Raw genomic sequence first — 20,889 nt, forward strand, 5'->3', positions numbered from 1 at the left:
GTATGTAAAAAAGCTTTCTGAACCCGTTGAAACAATGAATAAAATAGCACATATCTGCTATCTCTGGACTGCTATTGGGTATATTTTTAGTACACTTATCTCCTTTACTTCCATTGGTACGTATGCTCAGACTGCTAAAGATACCCTTACCGAAGCAGGCAAAGATACGAACGTATTTAAACTGAAGGTTCTGCCCTTGCCTACTTTGTATTATACCCCTGAAACCAAAACGGCTTTTGGTATACTGAATTTGTTTTTATTTAGAGTCAATGCGTCGGCGCGGGTTTCTGCTGTTGATTTTTCAATTGTATATACCGAACGTAAGCAACTTCTTATTGATCCAACCTATACCATTTTTACACACAATGAAAACTATATCATTAATGGTGGTTTTGTGTATTCAAAGTTTCCGGATTATTTTTTCGGTGTAGGAAACAACCGCATCGACCAGATACATAACAGGGAATTTATTGCTTATAAAACACTTCAATTTCATAACAGGATACTTCGAAAGATTCATAAAAGATGGTTTGCCGGATTGCAATATCAATTCTATAAAGTATTTGATGTTCACTTTGATGCTAATTCTCAATACAATGAAGGCAATGTAACCGGATTTAACGGAAGTACTTCATCAGGTTTGGGACTGATGCTGCTTTATGATAGTCGTGATAATGTATTGTCAGCTTCGAGAGGTGGCTATCTGGAGTTTTCCAATCTGTATTATCACTCTCTTCTGGGTGGAAATTCCCACTTTCACTCCTATAAACTTGATCTGCGTAAATATTATTCCCTCACTAAAAAGTTCACATTAGCAACACAGGTACTTGTTACCATCAATGAGGGCGAAACGCCATTTAAACAAATGGCGCAATTAGGAGGTAACCGCACACTGAGAGGATATTATACTGGCCGGTTTCGTGATAACCATGCCTGGGTTATTCAGGGAGAGCTGCGTTACTTTATCTGGCCCCGGTTAGGAGTAGCTGTTTTCGGAGGAGTAGGAAAGGTTGCTTCAACTCTTGGTGAGATGGATTTTGCAGATACGAAAGGTGCTGTTGGGGGAGGGATTCGGGTGAGAATGCTTCGAAAGCAGAACTTTAGTATTCGCCTGGATGTAGCTTCCGGACGAAAATCGAATGGGTTTTATGTGAGTATAGCAGAAGCATTTTAATTGAATCTCGAATACTTGGATAAGAGGGCTTGTTCCTTTATAAAACTTTTAAAGATAAAGAGTCTTCTTAAATCATGGATGTACAGGATGTAGAAGTGATCTAAGTACCACAACTACAGGTTGAAAAACCTCAGGTAAAGGTAGGATAGGCTCCTTCAATTTCTTACTATTTTATCAGTACAGGATATTTTAATTGAGTAAAGCTTATGTGTCCGCCCCCAAGCCTTATAGCCCAAGCAATTGTTTCCATACATCTTTTTTATCTTCCAGGCCAATGCTGTTTCGCAAAGTTAGGCCAACATTGCCGATAGGAGTGCCTAAGATGGCAGAATTGGCATAGATAGCCCGTAAAATCGTTCTTTCTGGTACGCTAAGTTCGGCCAATCCCTTGGATAGATCTACTTTTCGACCTTGAAATACATACCTTAGAATAGGACTGATTTCTATTTCAGTAGTGTTGGCGCTGGCCGCTTTAATTGATTGGAGGAATGCTGGTAAAATCTGATCCAGATACCCAAACGGAAAACTGCTCAGTGAATAGACAAGCTGGAAACGTAACCAGCCTGAAAACCAGGGAAGTTCGTTGAAGAAAAGTCTATCTGTTATAGCACAATTTTGCAAGGTAGTAGTGAGTGGCTCCAATGCATCTTCATACTGTTGATGCATGGCCAGATTGAGCGCTGTGCAAATTCGGACCCTTGCATCGCCGGTCTGTTGCAATAGCTGTCGTAAAATTTCCAGACTATCCGGGTAATTGAAGGCTGTGTGGCCTAATGAATACACAAAACTACACCGGACAAAAGAATCAGGTTCTGTCGGCAACAATTCCTGACTGATCCTGAGGGCGAATGCCATATCCAGACTTTTGTTCCGGTACGCAACTGGTCTGAAGTCTTCCGACTTGCTCAGCAGATTGGTAACTAGATACGGAGCCTGAATCCTGACTTCCTTTATAGGATCTGTCAGTAGAAATGTCAGCGAATCAAATCCTTTCCACAATGCTTCAATGCCATCATTCACCCACGCCAGTTGTGCATCAAAGCGTGTGTAGACATCCTCATGCTGAGCCCGATAAACCATACCTTCTGAAATACTTCCCAGCAGTCTGACCAGAGTTGGTTTGCAAGACGAAGGACAGTGATCCAGAGCTGCTATCAGAAAAGGAATTGCCGCAGCGGTGGAGTCGTAGATAGTGCCCTGATGGGAGAGGGAGTTGTAAAGCTCCGAAAGAGCCTGCTCGAACACTTCTTCCCCAGATGAGAGAGTCAGCAGAATTTCCAGATTGTAGGCAACATCTTCGGCAGAGTCGTCATAAGCATGACTAAGTGTAGACCAATCAATTTGTTTTAAATCTTGTACAGAAACGTGCTTACCCATATATCAATAGTTTATTCGAAAACCATAACTACTTATTTGATAGGACTATCTATCGCAGTTCTAGTAAAAACGACCACAGAGGCAATGAGCGATGACATAAAGATGTTAAGTTTTAGTCAGCATCTCATACAATTTTTTCACAGCTTTCTTTTCATAGGCATCTCTGAGAGAAACGATCATGATAGTTCGTCTCATATTTTTTCCATCAATAGGGATACCCACTACATCAGGATCATTTACACTGGTATCACTCAATATGGTATGCCAGTTACCTGTTTTTACTATTTCAAACAGAGTAGGTATATCATTTATTTCCATGCAAATATTCGGGGCCAGATTTTTTTGACTGAACGATTCCTCAAAAAATTGTATAGTACTGTAACCACTGAAAGGCAAAGCCAATGGAAGCTCGGCCACTTCATTAAGAGATATAGTGGTTTTGTGAGCCAATGATGATTTTTTAGCAGTCACCAGCACCATAGTTGACTTCAAAAGTGTCTGATATTTCAAATGAGCTTCGTCGGATTTTTCATGGAATGTCAGAACAAAGTCAAAATGATGTGAGTTGAGTTTTTCAAGAAGATCTTTTGTGGTGCCAAATACCACCTGGATTTTGATATTTGGATACTCACTGGCAAACTGTATTAATGTTTTGGCAAATAGAATTCGCATGGAGTAAATTACACCAATAGTGATTTTTCCTGTATTCAGATTTTTTAAATCCTGTAAAAGCAATAACCCTTCATTTGCTTTATTTATACTCTGCAACGCATATTCACTAAACAGATTACCAGCTTCGGTGAGTTTAATTCTTTTTCCGATACGGTCAAATAAAGGAACATTTAGTTCATCCTCGAGTTGCTTGATTTGCTGTGACAAGGTGCTTTGACTGATATTCAAAGCTTTTGCAGCTTCCGTAAAGTTTAATAACTCTTTGGCTTTTAAAAAATAGTTGAGCTGTCTTAATTCCATAGTTCTAAATCGGTTTTTTCGATTGTTTTCATCGAATAATAACGTTTTGTGAATAAAGGCAATATTTTAATATTTACGTAACAATACTCATATCTACCATTTTACCACTTAAATAAACAACTTATGAAAGTAAAACTAATTGTATCGCTTCTCCTTTTAACTACTTATTTTACTGCCTTTAGCCAAAAAAAGCAAAACATGGCTGTTGTTGAAAAAGGTCTCATTAAAATATCCATCATGTACCCGTATGCTGAAGGTAAAACCTTTAATATGGAGTATTATGAAACCAAGCACATGCCGATGGTAGCTGGGTTTTTAGGATCAAATCTGATTAAATACACTATTGAAAAAGGGATTGCCAGTGGTATTCCTAATCAGCCACTGCCTTACATGGCTATTGGCACCTTTTATGTAAAAAGCCTAAGCGACTATCAGGCAGCTATTGGGCCGAATAGAGATGCTATTCGTGCGGATTTTGCAAATTATACCAATATCAGTCCTGTCATTCTGGTGAGTGAGGTGGTAAAGTAAACATCTGCCTTCACCAAGTGGCTGCTAACCCGCTGACGGATGCTCTTTCAACACAAAATATGCAAAGCGTGTTTTGTGTTGTTACACAGGTGTGTATACCAAGATTCCAAAAATATACGCCAGAGGTAACTTTCCAGGAATGAAATGGAGGAATAGATATCGATGCTACTTTTTTCTCATCAGCACTTTTTAAGCTCTACCAGATTAATGCCTGATAAATTGTACACCACCTGTAAGAGAGATCGTTGTAATCAACAGAAATAAAATCTGTAGTTAGCACTGAAGTAAGAAATAGCGTATAGGTCCATGTATTATTCATTGATGAATAGTAGGAAATGTAAGCACTAATGGAATGCAGGTCATCAGGGAGTATTTGTTTATTATATCCCGACTTTGAGAAAGGAGTTGTCTTTCCAAAAAATGCCCCATTCAGTAATTTTACTTTTCCGGTAGCGGTATCTATCTTTTAAATGTTCTCTAACACATTTACATGGTGTCTGGCAAGATGAGTGCATTATACCTGATTTCATGGGCACTATTTTTCAAAAACTCTCATTGCTGGTGTGTTTTAGTTTACTATACGCTTGAAACGACAAGTCGTTCTCTGAAATGTTCTCTGTCTCAGATATGACACGATTATCGCTGTTAGAATTAACGACCTTCATTGACTATAAGTAATAATAGTATTTTATTTTTTTATGTACCTCAGCTCTTACTGTTAAAATTGCTCTCTTTGTTACCTTTTCAATTTGATATTCATATGTTTCATCTTCCTGATACTATTTTTAACGAGGTGTGTTTATACATGGTTATCGTCAATGTTGTGTTTAGCCTTCTAATCCACTGGCAATAGATCAACGAATCCTATAAATAGTTTTCCAAATGATTTTTCATCTGAATAGCTGTAATCCAGCATTACTTCCAGTATAGGTTTGTTGGATTCTTCCGAAGCATTTTATCCGAGTCAGACCGTTGCAGAGTAAAAGGAGTTAAGGGGTATATTGTGACCAGATGTAGGCTCGTTTACTCCCCTTTTCCAGAGCCGAAGGATTTGGTTGTTCCATTACATCTATGATTTCAAATCCAAGTGACATCAGTAATTCCATGATATGCCCGATTTCATAAAAATAGAAATCAATGCTGACCGGGGTATCTAGATACTGGTCCAAATGTTTGATTGAATCACCTGTATAAAAAGCCAATAGGAATTGTCCATTGGCAGACAAGATTCTTTTAATTTCCTGAAATGCGGTTCTCAATTGCTTCTCATCAAAATGGATCATGGAGTAAAAAGCAAGGGCAGCCCCAAAAGAATGATCCGGATAGGGTAGATGTAAGAGGTCAGCCACCTCAAATTGCAGCAGGGGATATTGCTCTTTAGCAATACGTACCATTTGAGAAGAACTGTCTATACCCACCAGATGAGTGAGTTCATGCTTGGATAAAAAGTCAGTAATCTGTCCGGGGCCACACCCTATATCGATCACTTTGCCTTTGTGGAGGATTTCTAATGCAAATTCTCTTACTAAAACTCGTTCAAACAGATTAAGCGCGAATTCATCCTGGGATTTAGCTGCATAATTTGTCGCTATCTTGTCATAATAATTGATAATGTCTTTTTGTTCCTGCATAGGTTTGGTTGCTATCTGTTTGTGCTATACCCTATTTAATCAGCTTGTTTTAGTCAATAGAGTTTGCATATGAGTTCAGGTTCGGATGTATACGTATTCTTTTAGTAGACAGCAAAACCACTGTACGTAGCAGTATATGTAAAATGACTAGTCCTTACATTCTGGCCACGATCTTCTTATATATTCATTGCTAACTAACGTTTATGTAATGCAGTTTACCTATTTTAGGAAGGGTCATAAATTATAGGGTTTATAGGTAGTTATATAAGTATTGTATTTTCTGATCCATTTGTTTATGGTTTTAGGACATAACCTTCATCTGATTTAATCACTAGAGAAGTTTTTCCGTCTATTTTAGACAAGTTTTAGGAGTTTCGTGTTTTCATATCCAGAAACCTTACAATGCTTCGCTTTTTTGGATAGCCAGTTCTTTGTTTGAACCGATTCGTTTGTATAGATCATCCGGGTGAAGATTGGGCTCCCATTCCTTACCCTCTGAGATATGAAACTTTTCAACTTTCATATGACAAGAACCTTTGCAGACCGTTATACCATTTTCTGCAACATAGCCACCATTGGGCATTTCATTTCTGTCAGTAATATGATGTGCATCCAGCAATTCCTCTGGTTGTTGGGTATGACAAACCTGACAGGTAAAGTTATCCCGCTTAAAAACTGAATTTCGAAACTGTTGTCTGATTTCCTTTTTGCTCATGCTTCTGGTTATCTACTATATCTTTCTTTGGTTTCTGTATTAGAATACCAAAAATTAAAGTTAGTACAATCTTTCCTTATTGATAAGCCAGAGTGAGGTTTTGATGAATAAAGTCACTTTTCTATATATCAACCTATGTGTACATTATCTCTTCATTAGGACCGGACTTCCGTTCAATTACCAAGGTTGACTGGAAGTATGGTCACTTTCATTATCGAAGCCTAGGTGATCAGGCAACTGTTGAGCAAGGCAATTGACCATAGTTCGAATCAGTTTACAAAATGACTGGAACTCTGTTTACTTTTGATTTTGACTGGAGTTCCGGTCGTTTTTTAGTTTGACCGGTATTCCAGTCACATTGAAGAAATATTCGAACTCTGTTCATTTTTTCCTTTGACCGGAGTTCCGGTCAAGTTTTCTTGTGACTGGTATTTTGTTCACTTGTGCCAGTGACCATACTTCCGGTTACTTCTTCAGTGCACATATATCTTTCAGATCAGAACCCAAATCATATTTCTTCTCTAGTCAGATAGTTTTTAAGTGTGGTTTGAAGTTTATCTAACAAAGAAGTTGGGTTATCATTGGAATATCCGGTTTTGATAGCCTGCAAGGCTTGACTGCGGTTAAGAACCGATAGTCTAAAAAACTGCTGAAACGTATGTAATGCATCTTCCTTTGTTTTATAGCTGATTTTTCCACTTTCAATAAGTGCATAGACCAATTCTATAAATTCAGTGTGGCTACCAGTCCATTGTATAGTTGGGAGATCTTTATCTTTGTGCAATTTATCTTTGTGCAATCGCTCATCTGAAGACTTAATAGTTGCTATAGCCTCTGTCAAGACCTGATCTATTGCTTTTTGTTCTACTTTCGAATTCACATACTCGGGAATGAGGCCTTTCAGCGATTCCAGAAAAATAGACTTACTTAGAGCATCCTGAAACATTTCGGATTGAGCCGTAAGGTTAGTAAGAGCTACGAACAAGCCTTTTGATTTTACCTCTATCGCAAAGATATTTCCTTTTTCATGAGCATATTCCAGAATCTTCCTCGCTTTTGATTCATGCATATTATTGGCTAGTGCTTTCTCAAAAGCAGATTGCATTGGTTCACAACACGCTTTTTTGCTTTTCGCCCATTCCAATGCAAATACTGTGTGATCATGAGTGAGATGGGCATATTCTGAAAGAGAAGCAAAGTCACCAGAGGTCAAGACGTAGTCTGTAAGATTTCGTAGAAAGTTAAAATGGTTTGCTGTTTGTGAAAGCTGGTAGGTAAGAAATGGTTCAGCTGCATGAGGAGGGTGATGGGACCCTAGCTTTACTAAAAAAGATTCATCATAACTGGTGTATTTTCCGTTTATTTCCTCAATATCATATTCCATATCACCTACACTGTATCCATTGATAACAGAAGATTGTACAGGTGTTGACTCCAGTTTCTCTACTGCCCATAGGTTGGCACGTTGTTTATGTTCTCGGGAAATATAGGTATCCCCACAAGCAATCTTTACAAACACAGGATCTGTGAGCACATACTCTATAAGACGTTTAAGAAATGCATAGGGATTATCTGAAAATCCCAACTGGTATTCCAGAAAATCTATACATTTGGATGGAGGGTGATAAGAAGAGAGCTTCTTTAAAAACTCCACGTCATAGACAAATTGGTCTTCTGCTCCATTATCAATGATGCTGTATTCTTTGTAGCCAAACGCATAATGAAACTTTATGTTTGTGGTGTTGACTTTATCTTCTGCCCATTCCGATGCATACTGACAATTTTCGTGTTTCATATACTCTGTTCCAACACATGTATTTGTCTCATTAAAGTTATCACCAGGTAGAACATTGCTAATAAGACGATACAAGAATCTAACAGGATTAGAACTATTTTGTAACTGGTATTCCAGAAAGTCTTCGCTTGTATGAGCAGGTATATAACCAGATAATTTGGTTAAAAATTTAAGGTCATAAATCTGCTCAGACTCATCTCCGATGTCCCATAGATCAAATTCTGTATTTCCGGTTTTGTACAAATAGCGGTGCATAAAATCTTTTTTATCTGATAGCAATTTAGTATCTAGACGCAAATTTAGCTGCATTAAAACAACATTCCATGTATAGAGAAAAGTATTGCCAGCGCAGAGCCCTCGAACTATATACGTCAGGTAAGACAAAAGCTGAAAGTCATTACTATGTTAAGAGAGAAAAATGCGATAGAAACAGAACTGGATAGGCTGGCCGACAGATTTTATCATGATTACCTGTTTCTACAAAAAGAGAAACGAAAACAAAGACGTCAGAAAGCAGAACAAAATATTATGATTGGTAGTGTTTTATTGATTGGTGGATTCATTTTGACTGTGCTGAGTTACATTCTGATTGGAACTGGAACATATATCCTATGTATTGGTGCATTGGTTTCAGGGGCAATCTATTTAGGAACGGGTTTGATAGAAAAGAATGATTTAAAGAGAGACAGCACTTCCTGAAAAGTATTAACTGGCTATATTACTATGAACAGACATATATTTTTTGTTATTTTTAGTCTTCTCCTAACCCATCACTTGTTTGGTCAGGTGCAGAATGAATTAATGGCAGTTCTTAAGAAGAAGAATCTTACTGTATTGCGACAATACACTGACAGAATAAACCACAATACTAAAAACCGAAAGGCTGGCTGGGAGTATATACGGGATGTAACACCTGGTTATCAGGAAGGTGTATATCATATGGAGGAGTGGGTGTCCAATAAAAATGATCTTAATACACAAACTATCTATACCTTCCGCGTTGCCTTTATTCTTGCTAAGGAAACAATATGTTTTTATAATCTGAGTGTCGAGAAGAACCACAAAGTAGAGAATAATTGGGTTCCGTATTTTGAAACCATCGATTCATTTAAGGATGATAGCTTATACAAGCTTTTTAAAAACGAGTTTAAAACCTTATTTCAAACAGTTCTTGATGAAAATGATCTTTTTACACATGACCTCACTTATGGGAAGCATTGTTACAGGTCCGGAATACCTCCTGAAGGACGAAAACAGATAGAAGTATTTGTACAAAATAAGGACAAAGATAGTTTGTTACAATGGCTGCATTCACCAAATACTGAAAAACAGGTATATGCCATAGATGGACTCTATCAACTCAAAAAGCAGGGTATCTCACTAACCCAAAAGGAATTACAACAAATACAATTTGTGACTCATAAAAAAGGCAGAGTGTATACTTGTCAAGGTTGTTATATTGGTTCAGAGAACATTAGTGAAATTACCAAAGAATTCAAGTTCTGACAGGTACATACAAATGCTTAATTTCATTAGATTCAGTAACGTTGCCTCATAATTAGTGTGTTATTTGTTCAGCTACCTATGAAAAGTCTATCGGTCAGTGTAATTATATTCGTATTAGTGAGTGCGTGTGCCAAACAGGAAAAAGAAACACAAAGCAAGGATAGCCAGAAAGGGAAGCAGAAGTATCAAAAAATACGTGAGAGGACCGTTTCTTTTGGCTATGATAATGACATAATAAGTTATAAAAAGACAAATGACAACAACTTCCTCTTTTATATAAAAGTAGATCCTCAGAAAGTCAATACAAAGGAAGAAGCTAAAAGAAATGTCAGGTATTACTTTCTGAAAGTCAACCCACAGGGAGATACAATCAGCAGTATACCTGTTTCTTTTGAATACCATTTGGGAAACTATGTTGAAAGTGAAGATAGCTACTATGTGATTACTACGGCTTTGCTAAATGGCGGAAAATACACGAGAGATTTTCTAAATAGATATGACAAACATTGGAAGCTTATATGGTCACGAAGAATTGATAAACCCAAACGTGCGGATATTTCCACAGTTCTAACATTGACTCCTAACAAAGAATTGCTTGTGATAGGTAATCAATTGAATAGGAAATACAAAATGAATGGTCTCACCATTATGCGTTTTACTCTGGATGGTAAGATGCTTACGGAGAAGTTTATTCCGGCAGAAAAATGTAGCAATCCTGTTTCTCTTATCCCTTCAGCAGATGGAACCTACTTTCTAACAACCTGGAAATATCATCCTACATCTAAATACCCTTACAATTTACTTTGGCTGTTAAAACTGAACCAGCAAGGAGATGCTCTCTGGACCAAAACATATACTGATCTTTATCCAGGACCAACTTTGCTGACTCGTAAAGGTGATTTGGTTTGTTATGGCAGACAGATTGTTTCACCTTACGGACAAGATATATATTCTTTTAAGGTAGTTGTTCTTGACCAAACTGGGAATATAAAATGGCAAAAAGTATTTTTTCGACATGCATATCTGGGAACGGGTGATATTGTAGAATCCTCGAACGGTAATTATTTGTTCACAGGAGTAGTACATCCACTTGCCACTAGTGAAGGAAGTGGATCTCTGTTTGAGTTAAATAAAAAGGGTGATTTAGTGTACCAGAAAGAATTTGAATACGATTATATACGAGATGGTGTCCCATTTTTAGTCGAGTCAGAGAAACAACTGTTATTGATAACAGAAGATCAGATTGATCGGTTTAAAAAAGATAGTGATCCGTATCACCATATAATACGAATCACCAGTATATCAGAATAAAAAGGATAGGTTGTTCTCATATCTCAAAAGGTTTATAATCAATGTGAGAGCTATAAAGTGTAGTAGTCAAGGTTATCTCTGAACAGTATTGCATGCTATTCCTTCACCTGATACCAGCACATATCATACAATTACTCCTGCTATATCTTTGACAGGAGTATCTTTTTGGCCATTTGGATCAAAATACCTATACCGAGTATTAATGCCAGCAGAGAGCTTATCACAACAGCCTTTATCTGGACCGTATCTAACATAGAGAAAGACCATAGAACAATTCCAGCTAACATTGCTGCAATAATTTGTCCTGGCCAACCTGTCATTGCAGGTTCTTTCGTACTGACTATTGCAATTTGTTCCTGTTGATAGGTGTCAATAATCAGAGAGGTGAGCTGATCTGAAAAAGAATCAGATGGAACTTCCATACCCTCTTGTTTCAGAATTGTCCGCAGTGGGTCTTCTCTAAGTCTGGTTTCTTTCATAACAGATCTTTTATTTCCTCATCTAACACTCTTTTCAATTCCTGTTCCAGTTGCTTTCTGGCTCTTAGCAACTGCATCTTGATTGCCGACGTTTTCTTGTCCATGATCTCGCTGATTTCGGCAATACTTTTGTCGCCCATGTAATACAATGTCACAACCAGATAGTCTTCAAGCATCAGGTGGCTTAGTGCCTGTTGAACATATTTTTTTCGGTCCTGGTTCTGAAGATCATTCCATTCAACATGCACTTCTGTTTTTAATGAATTCTGCAATAGAGTTGACTCAATCCCAATGTGATTTATAGGCTGAGACTTTCGTTTGGTTAATGCAGTATTATACACAATGCGGTAAAGCCAGGTAGAAAACTTTGATGTCTTATTAAACTTGTTAAGGGAGGCAAACGCTTTCACAAAGGCATCCTGCATCACTTCTTCTGCATCTTCTTTGTTGTGAACAATCTTCAATGCAATGGTATAGGCCATATTAGTATACGTTTTTACCAGATAGGTCAGTGCCTGCCTGTCCCCACGGATTGCTTTTTCCAGTATCTGGTGTTCCTGTATAGTATCGCCTGATTGTGTCATCAATGTATTAGACTATTGATCTATCCGATTGGTCACACATTTTCTTTTTTAATAAAATACATCCTACTAATGTGACCATTCGGTGATACGTATAGTCTTATGTGAAAAATAACAAAACATATCTATTTATATGCAAGTAACATCAGCCATTGTATTAATTGCTTTACCACTTATTCTGGCAATTTTTGGTATAGCTTACTATTATATTACTGCCCGTAACAAAGAACGGATGAGTGTTATAGAAAAGGGTTTGCCTCCGGACTACTTTAAAGATACTCCCAATTTTTTTCCTTTTATACTCATGCTTGGTATTGTAAGTACAGGCATTTCATTGGGTATCGCGCTTGGAGGATATTTATGGTCTCTGGAAATTGAGGCGATGAGAGGGTTTATCTTCCCTTTTGTCATTTTCTTTTCCTTGGGTATCAGCCTGATAGTCTCCTACTTTGTGCTGAAGTCTATACAGAAAAAAAACTGATTTTTACTCTTTACTACTTACAACTATGACTACACTCAAACTAACAGCCTTCTATCTTTGTATCCTGTTCGTTTCAGTTCCAAATGTTTTTTCTCAATCCGGAAAAAATAGCTATTCCAAAGAATTCGATATTTTACTAACCAACTTGTTTTCTGTTCAGAGTCCGGGTGGCACTGTATTGGTCGCAAAAGAAGGCAGGATTCTGTATCAGAAAGCATTTGGTAAAGCCAACCTCGAACTGAATGCTGAAATGAAACCTGATTATCTGTTTCGGATTGGCTCTATTACCAAACAGTTCACTGCCTGTGCCATTCTAAAGCTCTCCGAAGAAGGCAGGTTATCTTTGCAGGACAGTATCACCCGGTTTATCAAAGATTATCCCACACATGGTTATACTATTACTATCGAACATTTGCTTACACACACTTCCGGCATAAAAAATCTAACCAGTATGCCGGCCTGGAATACTGACTTTCGTAAAAAGAATATAACTCCTGCCGAACTGGTGAACTTTTTCAAAAACGAACCAATAGACTTTGTTCCGGGGCAGGCATTCCGATACAGCAATTCCAATTATATTTTACTGGGTTATATCATTGAGCTGGCTTCCGGCAAAACGTATGAACAATATCTGAATGACAGCTTTTTCAAGCCTTTGGGTATGCAACATACTTTTGCAGACAACTCTGGCAGACTGATTCCTGATCGGGTAGCTGGTTATCAGAAAATAGATGAAAACTTTACCAATGCGGACTATTTAAGTATGACACAACCCTATGCTGCAGGTTCCCTTTTAAGTAATGTGCAAGACCTCTATACCTGGTATACCGCAGTGATGAATTACAAGGTTATTGGTCAGAAAAGTTTGGAGAAAGCCCACACTCCCTATCGACTAAGCAATGGCAGATTGACTGGGTATGGGTATGGATGGCACATTGGAAATATCCAGGGTAGTAAAAGCATCCGGCATGATGGACTTATTAACGGATTTACTACTTCTTCACTATACCTTCCGAAAGAGAAAGTATTTGTGGCCATCTTTTCCAATTGCGAAGGTACATATGACTTAGACAATACTGTTTCAAAGATAGCAGCTGTAGCTATTGATAAACCTTATCAATGGGAGAAAATATCCCTTTCATCTATCGATCTGGCATCATATGAAGGCGTTTATAAATCGGAGACAGAGGGAGAACGGATTATTGCCTATGAAGATACCCGACTGGTAGTGTACTCCAAAGGAGGAGGGAAAGCCGAGTTAGTACCTTATGCCAAAGATAGATTTTATTTGTCCAATCAACTGGCTACGCTGGAGTTTGCTAAAGATATCACTACAGATTCCTGCTCATTCATTCTACAGAGTATAGGTACCCCTGTCTTCTGGAAACGTACTAAAAAAAATGTTCAAAAGTATAGTGCCATTCTACTTTCAGTTGAGGCATTGAAAAGATACACAGGTGCCTATCAGTTTGTACCTGAATTTGTTATTACTATTACTCTGGAAGGAAATACATTATATGGAAAAGCAACCGGACGGGGTCAGATGAAACAGGAAATTCTTCCGTATGCACCAGACAAATTTTTCGCCAAAAATCTGGATGCCACCCTGACATTTACGCTAAATGAACAAGGTGTAATTACAGGAATGATTCTATTTCAGAATGGTGAGAAAAAGGCACAGAAGATCAATTAACTAAAAGGGCTACTATAAATAGGGTAGAGGTGAAGACAATAGTACCTCTACCCGAAGTAGTCACTTTTGGGTTTGAGTAAACCCAATCAGATTTTATGTAACAAGTTTCTACTGGATATGTATTGGTCTATTGTGCTATACTCTCCACCATAAAGTCAATGGTAAGTTCTACAATCTCTTTGTGGTGGTTCAGGCCCCAGTAAGCAGGGTATAAACCATCTCCCCAGCCAGAGGCAAACATCATCACATTTAAATCAGATTGTGGATCTGGAAAGTGATTATTCCAGTCCCCATCCAGGGAAGAATACTGGTTTTGAGAAGAATACGATTCGAATTCATCTGCCAGGATATTGTCATAGTAACTTTTCTCTGTGTTTGTATGAAGCTCATTTATTTTCTGCTGATACAACACATTGGTTTGTTCATCCAGAAAACAAGCTAGTCCGGCATCCACTGCGAACCCGAAAAAATCATCTTCCTCCAACTTCTGGAGTTCATCGATATCCATATCTTCAGAGACTGCCAGTAGCCATTGAGTAGCTGTTTCCGTGTTAAACTTAATCTTGGCAAATGCAATACGATAATGCTCAGGTTCTACCTCCCGAATATATAGCACAACCGGGTATTTGCCAGGGGGAACGGCTTTAACAAAAGGTTTACCTTCCGCAAGAAAAAAAGGATCTCCTGCTATGATTCTTCCTGTAGGCAGGTTTAGTTCTCCAATCGGTACTTCGATCAGCTTTGTCAGGTTATTGGACGCAGACAAATCAAAATAGATTTCTATGTCGTTGTGGTTCATTATAAAGTTTTTAATTCTGAACTTGTTATAGTGTAATTTATAAAGCTGCAATGGCAGACTTTGTTTAAACTACTTCACTGTATTAGGATTTGCTGTTTACACAATAGTGTGGACAATTTTGAGAGAATCGGGGAGAAACTCAAGCCTTTGCGCAAAGATATTTTCAGATGCCTTTAGGCGACAAGCTGAAACGAAAAGCTCCCAAGCCTGTCATTTCTGATAGGGTAGTATTAAGTCTGTCTTAACAACTGAATATCTTTCTACTGATTCGGAAAATGGGGTGTTCCAGAAAAATACAATCTCCTCTTAAATTTGATAAATAGCAGACATATCCTCAGATGTAGCAAACCCACTGGTCAGTTAGTACTAGCAAATAGCACTACAAATCTTTTGTAATACAGCTACCAACTGTATCGGAATATTATTTCCTGGATTGTTGTGTTTTTAATTCCTTGATAAAAACTTCATATCCTTCTATATCATTTACAATTTCCCAGGCACGCTTGTATTCAGGTATACCATTCCGATATCGGTTGTCCAGCCATGAGTATATCTCTGTTTTATTCATTTTAAGTAAGACCATTTTTTCCAGTGCCATTACATGAAGGTGATTGAGTACCACAGCAGGTTCAGATGCATACTTCTGGCGCATAGCAGATACCTCATATACAGATCGGGTGTAGGTATGCATGATCTCATGAAAAAGTATTTCAGGAAAAGCCCATAGCGGTCTGGGTTTCTCAGCAGAAGACAAAAAGTTTTTCATAGGAATAATCAGCGGAGAGCTCATTGCTGTAAAATCGCAGGCTGTAAGTGTTGCCTGCATTTCCTTATAAGGGAAAGGAAGTCGGATTTCATTGAGTGCTGTTTTCAGATATACAGGTCCTTCCGTATCCCACAATTTCTGAAACTCGTTCAGCCTTCTGAGAATTTCATCGGCGTCTTCCTGTTTGACAGGCTTGTTCATTGATAGTCCGCATTCTTTGTCAAATGGACCTCCGTTTTTGAGATAAATCAGATAGATCACAGGAGTCTGCACTGAATTACTCTGACTTTTCGCAAGAGTAAGTGCAGATAAAACCAGGCAAGCAGATAAAATGATTTTATACATAGATTTGTGGTGTTAAAAAATAGTGTTTTTAAGAGTGTACCCACTAAATCTTCCTGGTACAACCCTATCTCTGTTATTAGTAGCAAAAGATAAGGGGTTGGTAATCATGTGGTTTAGTAAAAGTAAGCGTGCAGTCTGGCTAATAGCCTCTTTAACCCGTATACGCCGAAGCTATCTTTTTTTTAGAAGTCAAGATGTGTAACAGTTCAGATAAATGTTTTGCTAAGGCTTTGGACAACATCAGCAAAAAAATCAAAAGTATATGCCCTGATTTAGCACGATTTCAGATCAGCTACTTAAATCAAATGATGAAGCTGTTTAAACAAATTTTAAAGCAGCGAAAAGGCAAGATTTTGAAGCGAGACGAGCGTATTTTGAGGTGGCATAGCCAGCGGCTATGGACCGAAAAATAGGCGAAGGCGCAGCACAAAAGATGCCTTTGCAGCATTTACTAATTTGTTTAAACAGCTTCGATAGCTAAAGCATCCAGACAATCATTGTAGGTGCAAACTTTTTGAAAAAATGGCACTACTTATTCTGTATAAGTTTTGTACCATATTTTTTCAAAACAGTTAGAAATTTGCTCCGGTCTTCCAGGTAGATATTGCTCATCAGAATAATGCCCATTTGTTTCGTAAACAGGATATTGGTACTTACTCCCGGATCGTCCCCATCGTGTCCTATAAATCCATCGTTATACACATTCCACAATACTCCCTTGTTACGGTTTTTTAAACTGAAGTTTTCAGGCAAATGATCTGCTGAGAAGGCTGGAGTGAACATCAAATTGTATGAGTCTTTATCAAGCAAAGTAGAGCGTCCTGCCAGACCCCGCATCATTTCCTGTACATAGTTACTCAAGTCCTGTGCTGAGGTACGTAAGCCTCCATCCGGATAGGTAATTAATGAGTAAAAGGGAATGGCAATTTCAGTAGTAAAATAAGGGGTGGCATGCTGGTTCTGTATAGGCTTTTCCAGAAACCAGCTGGAGTGATGCATACGCAAAGGTTTTAAAATGTTGGTCTGAGTAAAGTCGGCAAAGGACATTCCGGCTTTGACTTCAATCAGATAAGCCAGTAATGCGGAGCCGATATTACTGTAACTGGACCGGGTACCTGGTGAGGAAGGATAAAAGTTCTTCTGTGTATACAATGTCCCTTTCGGAGTAAGATAATTTTGCAGAAAACCCTGTAAGGTTGTATCTTGTATACCGCCTACGTACCCATACTGTTGCATGAAAGTCTGTAGGGTAGGGTCAATGGTGACAGTATGCCTAAATAGATAGGAACGATGATAGATGCTATCATTATCTATAATACCAGAGGTATGCGTAACTAAATGTTTAATCAGAATAGCCTGATTGGGAAAAGAAGGATTCTCTACCTTAAAAGGAAGTATGGTATTGATGTCAGTCTCCAGGGTAAAGTATCCTTTTTCAATGGCTTTCATCAGGGCAACAGCAATGAAGGTTTTACTAACCGAACCGATATTCTCAATCGTATTTATCGTAAAGGGTTTCTTGTTTTCCCTGTTTGCCCAACCAAGAGATTTTTTGTATACAATTTTATCCTGATTTACGATCACCACGCTCAAGCCTGGCAGTTTAGCTTCTGCACTTAATTTTGTCAATTCCAGATCCAGAGAATCACGATAATTTTGTGCCAGTAAGACTGCTGATCCTGCTTGAAAGAGCAGAAAAAAGAATAGGATTTTAAGAGATGTTGGATGCACTTTTGGTATTGAATAGAATTAAGAATAAGGACTGTCAGGAATCTAAAAGAGGTGTTTTTCTCCATTTTGACAATAAAAATACAGTTTTGTTTCACCAATCCTATACTTTCAGACTCATCATTCAAATTTATTAAAAGTATCCTGATAAATTCTATGTGGTTTCTACTAGTAGTGAAAACATCTACTAATAAAGAGCTACATGAATCTATTATTTAGGGCAACACGCAATAAACATTTTTAGTGTAAATAATAAGTAATAATACTGGAATTCATAAAAAATATCTGAGACGCCTATTGATGAGGCATGCTTTTTTGGTAAAACCCTATATCATAAGAGTTCATATGATAGAATTGATAAATAGCATAAAACAGTAAAAGCCTCCTGTTTTCGGGAGGCCTTTGCATTCATACTAGCCAGCTTGTTTATACTGGCAAGTTCAACTTCTACCCGCACATCAATCTCTTTTACAGTCTACTAAACAACACAAACGCCTTAAACCAGTATGATAGCTGAACAAACTTCTGACATGGATACCTTGTGTATCAACACCATTCGCTTTTTATCAGTGGATGCTGTGCAGAAAGCAAACTCGGGACACCCGGGAACACCCATGGGGGCAGCGCCTATGGCGCATGTACTCTGGAGTCGTATAATGCATTACGATTCGCAGGACCCTGACTGGCCTAACCGGGATCGATTCATTCTCTCTGCAGGACATGCTTCTATGCTGCAATACAGTATCCTGCATTTAACCGGCTATGATCTGTCACTGGATGACCTGAAGCAGTTTCGTCAATTGGGTAGCAAAACTCCCGGTCATCCGGAAGTGGACATTACACCAGGAATTGAAATCACTACCGGTCCGCTAGGTCAAGGGTTTGCCAATGGCGTAGGATTTGCTATCGCCCAGAAATTCCTGGCTTCCCGGTACAACAAGCCTGGTTTTGATCTGTTCAATTACCGCATTTTTGCTATTTGCTCCGATGGAGATCTGATGGAAGGTATTTCCTCTGAAGCGGGTTCACTAGCTGGCCATCTGCAACTGGGTAATCTGATTTATCTGTATGACGATAATCACATTTCCATTGAAGGTGATACCAATCTGGCTTTCAGTGAGGATATTGTCAAACGATTTGAAGGGTTTGGCTGGCATGTACAGGTACTAGAAGATGGCAATGACCTGAAAGCCTTGCAGATAGCTATTGATGCAGCCATTCAGGAAAAGAATCGCCCGTCTATTATCAAAATTCGTACCCATATTGCGTATGGTAGCCCTAACAAAGTCGATACAGCGGGCGCACATGGCTCCCCACTGGGTGAAGAGGAAATCCGTCTGGCCAAACAAAATCTGGGATGGGATCCTGACAAACAATTTTATGTACCTGAACAGGTATATACGTATTACAACCAAGCTGCTTCACAGAGCAGAAAGCATCACCAGACATGGAAGGAACTATTTGATCAGTACCGTAAGCAGTTTCCTGAACTGGCTGATGAATATTTGAATCTACGTCAGTTTCACTATCCACAGGGATGGCAAGAGTCAATACCTGTTTTTGACCCTGCCAAAGAATCTTCCATGGCAACCCGTTCTGCTTCAGGAAAAGTTATCAATGCTTTGAGTTCTATATTTCCAACTCTCATGGGTGGAGCAGCTGATTTGTCTCCTTCTACTGATACGTTTATCAAAGGATCAGATAGTTTTCAGGCTGGTAGCTATCATGGGCGTAATTTGCATTTTGGCGTACGGGAACATAGCATGGGAGCCATCATCAATGGCATAGCTCATACAGGTGGTATTATTCCCTTTGGAGCTACGTTTCTGATTTTTTCAGAATATATGCGACCACCCATTCGGATGGCTTCTATTATGCGTTTTCGCCCAATATTCATTTTTACCCATGACAGCATCGGTTTAGGGGAGGATGGCACAACCCACCAACCCGTAGAACAGCTCATTTCACTGCGTTCAATTCCTGGTATTATCGTTCTGCGTCCGGCAGATGCTAATGAAACAGCACAAGCCTGGAGAGTAGCTATTGAACATACTCAGGACCCGGTACTTTTGATTCTCTCACGCCAGAAATTGCCTGTATTGGATCAAAATAAATATGCTCCGGCAAAAAATCTGGAAAAGGGAGCCTATGTACTCAGTGATGCAGAGGGAACACCTGAACTGATTCTGATTGCAACAGGCTCAGAAGTATCACTGGCTCTGGAAGCCCAACAGAAGCTAACCAGTGAAGGCATCCGGGTTCGGGTAGTAAGCATGCCTTCTTGGGAGTTGTTTGATAAACAAGAGGCTACTTATCGCAACAGTGTGCTATTACCTGAAGTGCGTAAGCGTATAGCTATTGAAGCAGGTTCTCCGTTAGGATGGCACAAATACGTTACCGATGAAGGAGGTATTATCGGGATCAATCGTTTTGGGGAATCTGCCCCTGCCTCTGACCTGATGAAAGTTTTTGGCTTTACAGTAGATAATATCTGTGAGAAAGCCAGAAAACTATTGGATGGAGAAGATATTACCCCACAGGTAAAAGAAATAGCATCACACACATAGATAGCATCACACACATAGAGTGTATATAATATAACCCTGGCTTATCTGGACAGAGGAGGTGTAAAATATATCTTCTGCCCAGATAAGCCACATCATATACATACTGAACCTGATAGTGATAATTAAGCATCTACAAATACATCCAATTCATTGCTAGGATGATATGCTGGAAGAGGTATATTCAGTACGGAGAGATGCACACGTAGGGAACGCTAAGAGAGACTATGATCCGATTTTCCGAGGCTACCTAATGGCAGTTGTCATCAGAAGCAATTTCCATCAGGCGCAGGTATAAATACGCTTTTTTAAAAATAAGTATTAACCACATCTGTACTAGCGGAGTGAAGGCAAGCTCTGATGTTCTTTTTCTTTCTGATTCCTGTAATAACCCTATAATGCATTTATACTGAGGTTGGTATTACCGCAGATACTTTTAAA

General features: G+C 38.7%; 19 protein-coding genes. 8 read left to right on the forward strand and 11 right to left on the reverse strand.

Annotated elements, in window-relative coordinates:
- Positions 1–34 precede the first annotated feature (34 nt).
- The gene (locus QNI22_RS15540) at positions 35–1,174 is read left to right on the forward strand and encodes a BamA/TamA family outer membrane protein (protein WP_314511938.1); all 1,140 of its coding nucleotides are present in this window, start codon (positions 35–37) and stop codon (positions 1,172–1,174) included.
- A 225-nt stretch (positions 1,175–1,399) separates the two neighbouring features.
- On the opposite strand, the gene QNI22_RS15545 is transcribed toward QNI22_RS15540, so the two are convergent.
- Both QNI22_RS15545 and QNI22_RS15550 read right to left on the reverse strand, forming a co-directional pair.
- Complete coding sequence (locus tag QNI22_RS15545) at positions 1,400–2,551, reverse strand: hypothetical protein (RefSeq protein ID WP_314511939.1); 1,152 nt, start codon at positions 2,549–2,551, stop codon at positions 1,400–1,402.
- Positions 2,552–2,656: 105 nt separating this feature from the next.
- Positions 2,657–3,523 (reverse strand): LysR family transcriptional regulator, encoded by an 867-nt coding sequence (locus tag QNI22_RS15550; protein ID WP_314511941.1) that lies wholly within the window; start codon positions 3,521–3,523, stop codon positions 2,657–2,659.
- Positions 3,524–3,646: 123 nt separating this feature from the next.
- On the opposite strand from QNI22_RS15550, the gene QNI22_RS15555 reads away from it, so the two are divergent.
- Entirely contained in the window at positions 3,647–4,054 is a 408-nt protein-coding gene (locus QNI22_RS15555; protein WP_314511944.1) for an EthD family reductase, read from the forward strand.
- Between the two features lie 196 nt (positions 4,055–4,250).
- Here QNI22_RS15555 and QNI22_RS40290 read toward each other — a convergent pair whose 3' ends face one another.
- The 4 genes from QNI22_RS40290 to QNI22_RS15570 form a co-directional block, all read right to left on the reverse strand.
- On the reverse strand, positions 4,251–4,517 hold the full coding sequence (locus QNI22_RS40290; RefSeq protein WP_419836232.1) for a DUF6268 family outer membrane beta-barrel protein: 267 nt from the start codon (positions 4,515–4,517) through the stop codon (positions 4,251–4,253).
- A gap of 526 nt (positions 4,518–5,043) precedes the next feature.
- A complete protein-coding gene (locus QNI22_RS15560) occupies positions 5,044–5,685 on the reverse strand; it encodes a class I SAM-dependent methyltransferase (RefSeq protein ID WP_314511946.1) in 642 nt (213 codons plus the stop codon).
- Between the two features lie 397 nt (positions 5,686–6,082).
- Positions 6,083–6,400 carry an HNH endonuclease gene (locus QNI22_RS15565; RefSeq protein ID WP_314511948.1) on the reverse strand — a complete coding sequence of 106 codons (318 nt, stop codon included), beginning with the start codon at positions 6,398–6,400 and terminating at the stop codon, positions 6,083–6,085.
- A gap of 508 nt (positions 6,401–6,908) precedes the next feature.
- A complete protein-coding gene (locus tag QNI22_RS15570; protein WP_314511950.1) occupies positions 6,909–8,450 on the reverse strand; it encodes an RteC domain-containing protein in 1,542 nt (513 codons plus the stop codon).
- 147 nt (positions 8,451–8,597) lie between these two features.
- Between QNI22_RS15570 and QNI22_RS15575 the strand changes: the two genes are divergently transcribed.
- From QNI22_RS15575 to QNI22_RS15585, 3 genes are all read left to right on the forward strand, one after another.
- Positions 8,598–8,894: a hypothetical protein gene (locus QNI22_RS15575; RefSeq protein WP_314511951.1), complete on the forward strand. Its 297-nt coding sequence runs from the start codon at positions 8,598–8,600 to the stop codon at positions 8,892–8,894.
- Positions 8,895–8,918: 24 nt separating this feature from the next.
- On the forward strand, positions 8,919–9,701 hold the full coding sequence (locus QNI22_RS15580) for a hypothetical protein (RefSeq protein ID WP_314511952.1): 783 nt from the start codon (positions 8,919–8,921) through the stop codon (positions 9,699–9,701).
- Between the two features lie 78 nt (positions 9,702–9,779).
- On the forward strand, positions 9,780–11,012 hold the full coding sequence (locus QNI22_RS15585; protein ID WP_314511954.1) for a hypothetical protein: 1,233 nt from the start codon (positions 9,780–9,782) through the stop codon (positions 11,010–11,012).
- Between the two features lie 140 nt (positions 11,013–11,152).
- Here QNI22_RS15585 and QNI22_RS15590 read toward each other — a convergent pair whose 3' ends face one another.
- Positions 11,153–11,491: a hypothetical protein gene (locus QNI22_RS15590; RefSeq protein WP_314511956.1), complete on the reverse strand. Its 339-nt coding sequence runs from the start codon at positions 11,489–11,491 to the stop codon at positions 11,153–11,155.
- Positions 11,488–12,075 (reverse strand): RNA polymerase sigma factor, encoded by a 588-nt coding sequence (locus QNI22_RS15595; protein ID WP_314512000.1) that lies wholly within the window; start codon positions 12,073–12,075, stop codon positions 11,488–11,490. The genes QNI22_RS15590 and QNI22_RS15595 overlap by 4 nt, the downstream gene beginning before the upstream one ends.
- A 130-nt stretch (positions 12,076–12,205) precedes the next feature.
- On the opposite strand from QNI22_RS15595, the gene QNI22_RS15600 reads away from it, so the two are divergent.
- Both QNI22_RS15600 and QNI22_RS15605 read left to right on the forward strand, forming a co-directional pair.
- On the forward strand, positions 12,206–12,553 hold the full coding sequence (locus QNI22_RS15600; RefSeq protein ID WP_314511958.1) for a DUF6249 domain-containing protein: 348 nt from the start codon (positions 12,206–12,208) through the stop codon (positions 12,551–12,553).
- 25 nt (positions 12,554–12,578) lie between these two features.
- Positions 12,579–14,246: a serine hydrolase gene (locus QNI22_RS15605; RefSeq protein WP_314511959.1), complete on the forward strand. Its 1,668-nt coding sequence runs from the start codon at positions 12,579–12,581 to the stop codon at positions 14,244–14,246.
- Between the two features lie 127 nt (positions 14,247–14,373).
- On the opposite strand, the gene QNI22_RS15610 is transcribed toward QNI22_RS15605, so the two are convergent.
- From QNI22_RS15610 to QNI22_RS15620, 3 genes are all read right to left on the reverse strand, one after another.
- Positions 14,374–15,045 (reverse strand): DUF4241 domain-containing protein, encoded by a 672-nt coding sequence (locus QNI22_RS15610; RefSeq protein WP_314000739.1) that lies wholly within the window; start codon positions 15,043–15,045, stop codon positions 14,374–14,376.
- Between the two features lie 421 nt (positions 15,046–15,466).
- Complete coding sequence (locus tag QNI22_RS15615; RefSeq protein WP_314511961.1) at positions 15,467–16,156, reverse strand: hypothetical protein; 690 nt, start codon at positions 16,154–16,156, stop codon at positions 15,467–15,469.
- Positions 16,157–16,684: 528 nt separating this feature from the next.
- Positions 16,685–17,887 (reverse strand): serine hydrolase domain-containing protein, encoded by a 1,203-nt coding sequence (locus tag QNI22_RS15620; RefSeq protein ID WP_314511963.1) that lies wholly within the window; start codon positions 17,885–17,887, stop codon positions 16,685–16,687.
- Positions 17,888–18,390: 503 nt separating this feature from the next.
- Here QNI22_RS15620 and tkt point away from each other — a divergent pair.
- Entirely contained in the window at positions 18,391–20,451 is a 2,061-nt protein-coding gene (gene tkt, locus QNI22_RS15625) for a transketolase (RefSeq protein ID WP_314511965.1), read from the forward strand.
- Positions 20,452–20,889: the final 438 nt, after the last annotated feature.

It is taken from the genome of Xanthocytophaga agilis, from assembly GCF_030068605.1.
Lineage (GTDB): Bacteria > Bacteroidota > Bacteroidia > Cytophagales > 172606-1 > Xanthocytophaga > Xanthocytophaga agilis.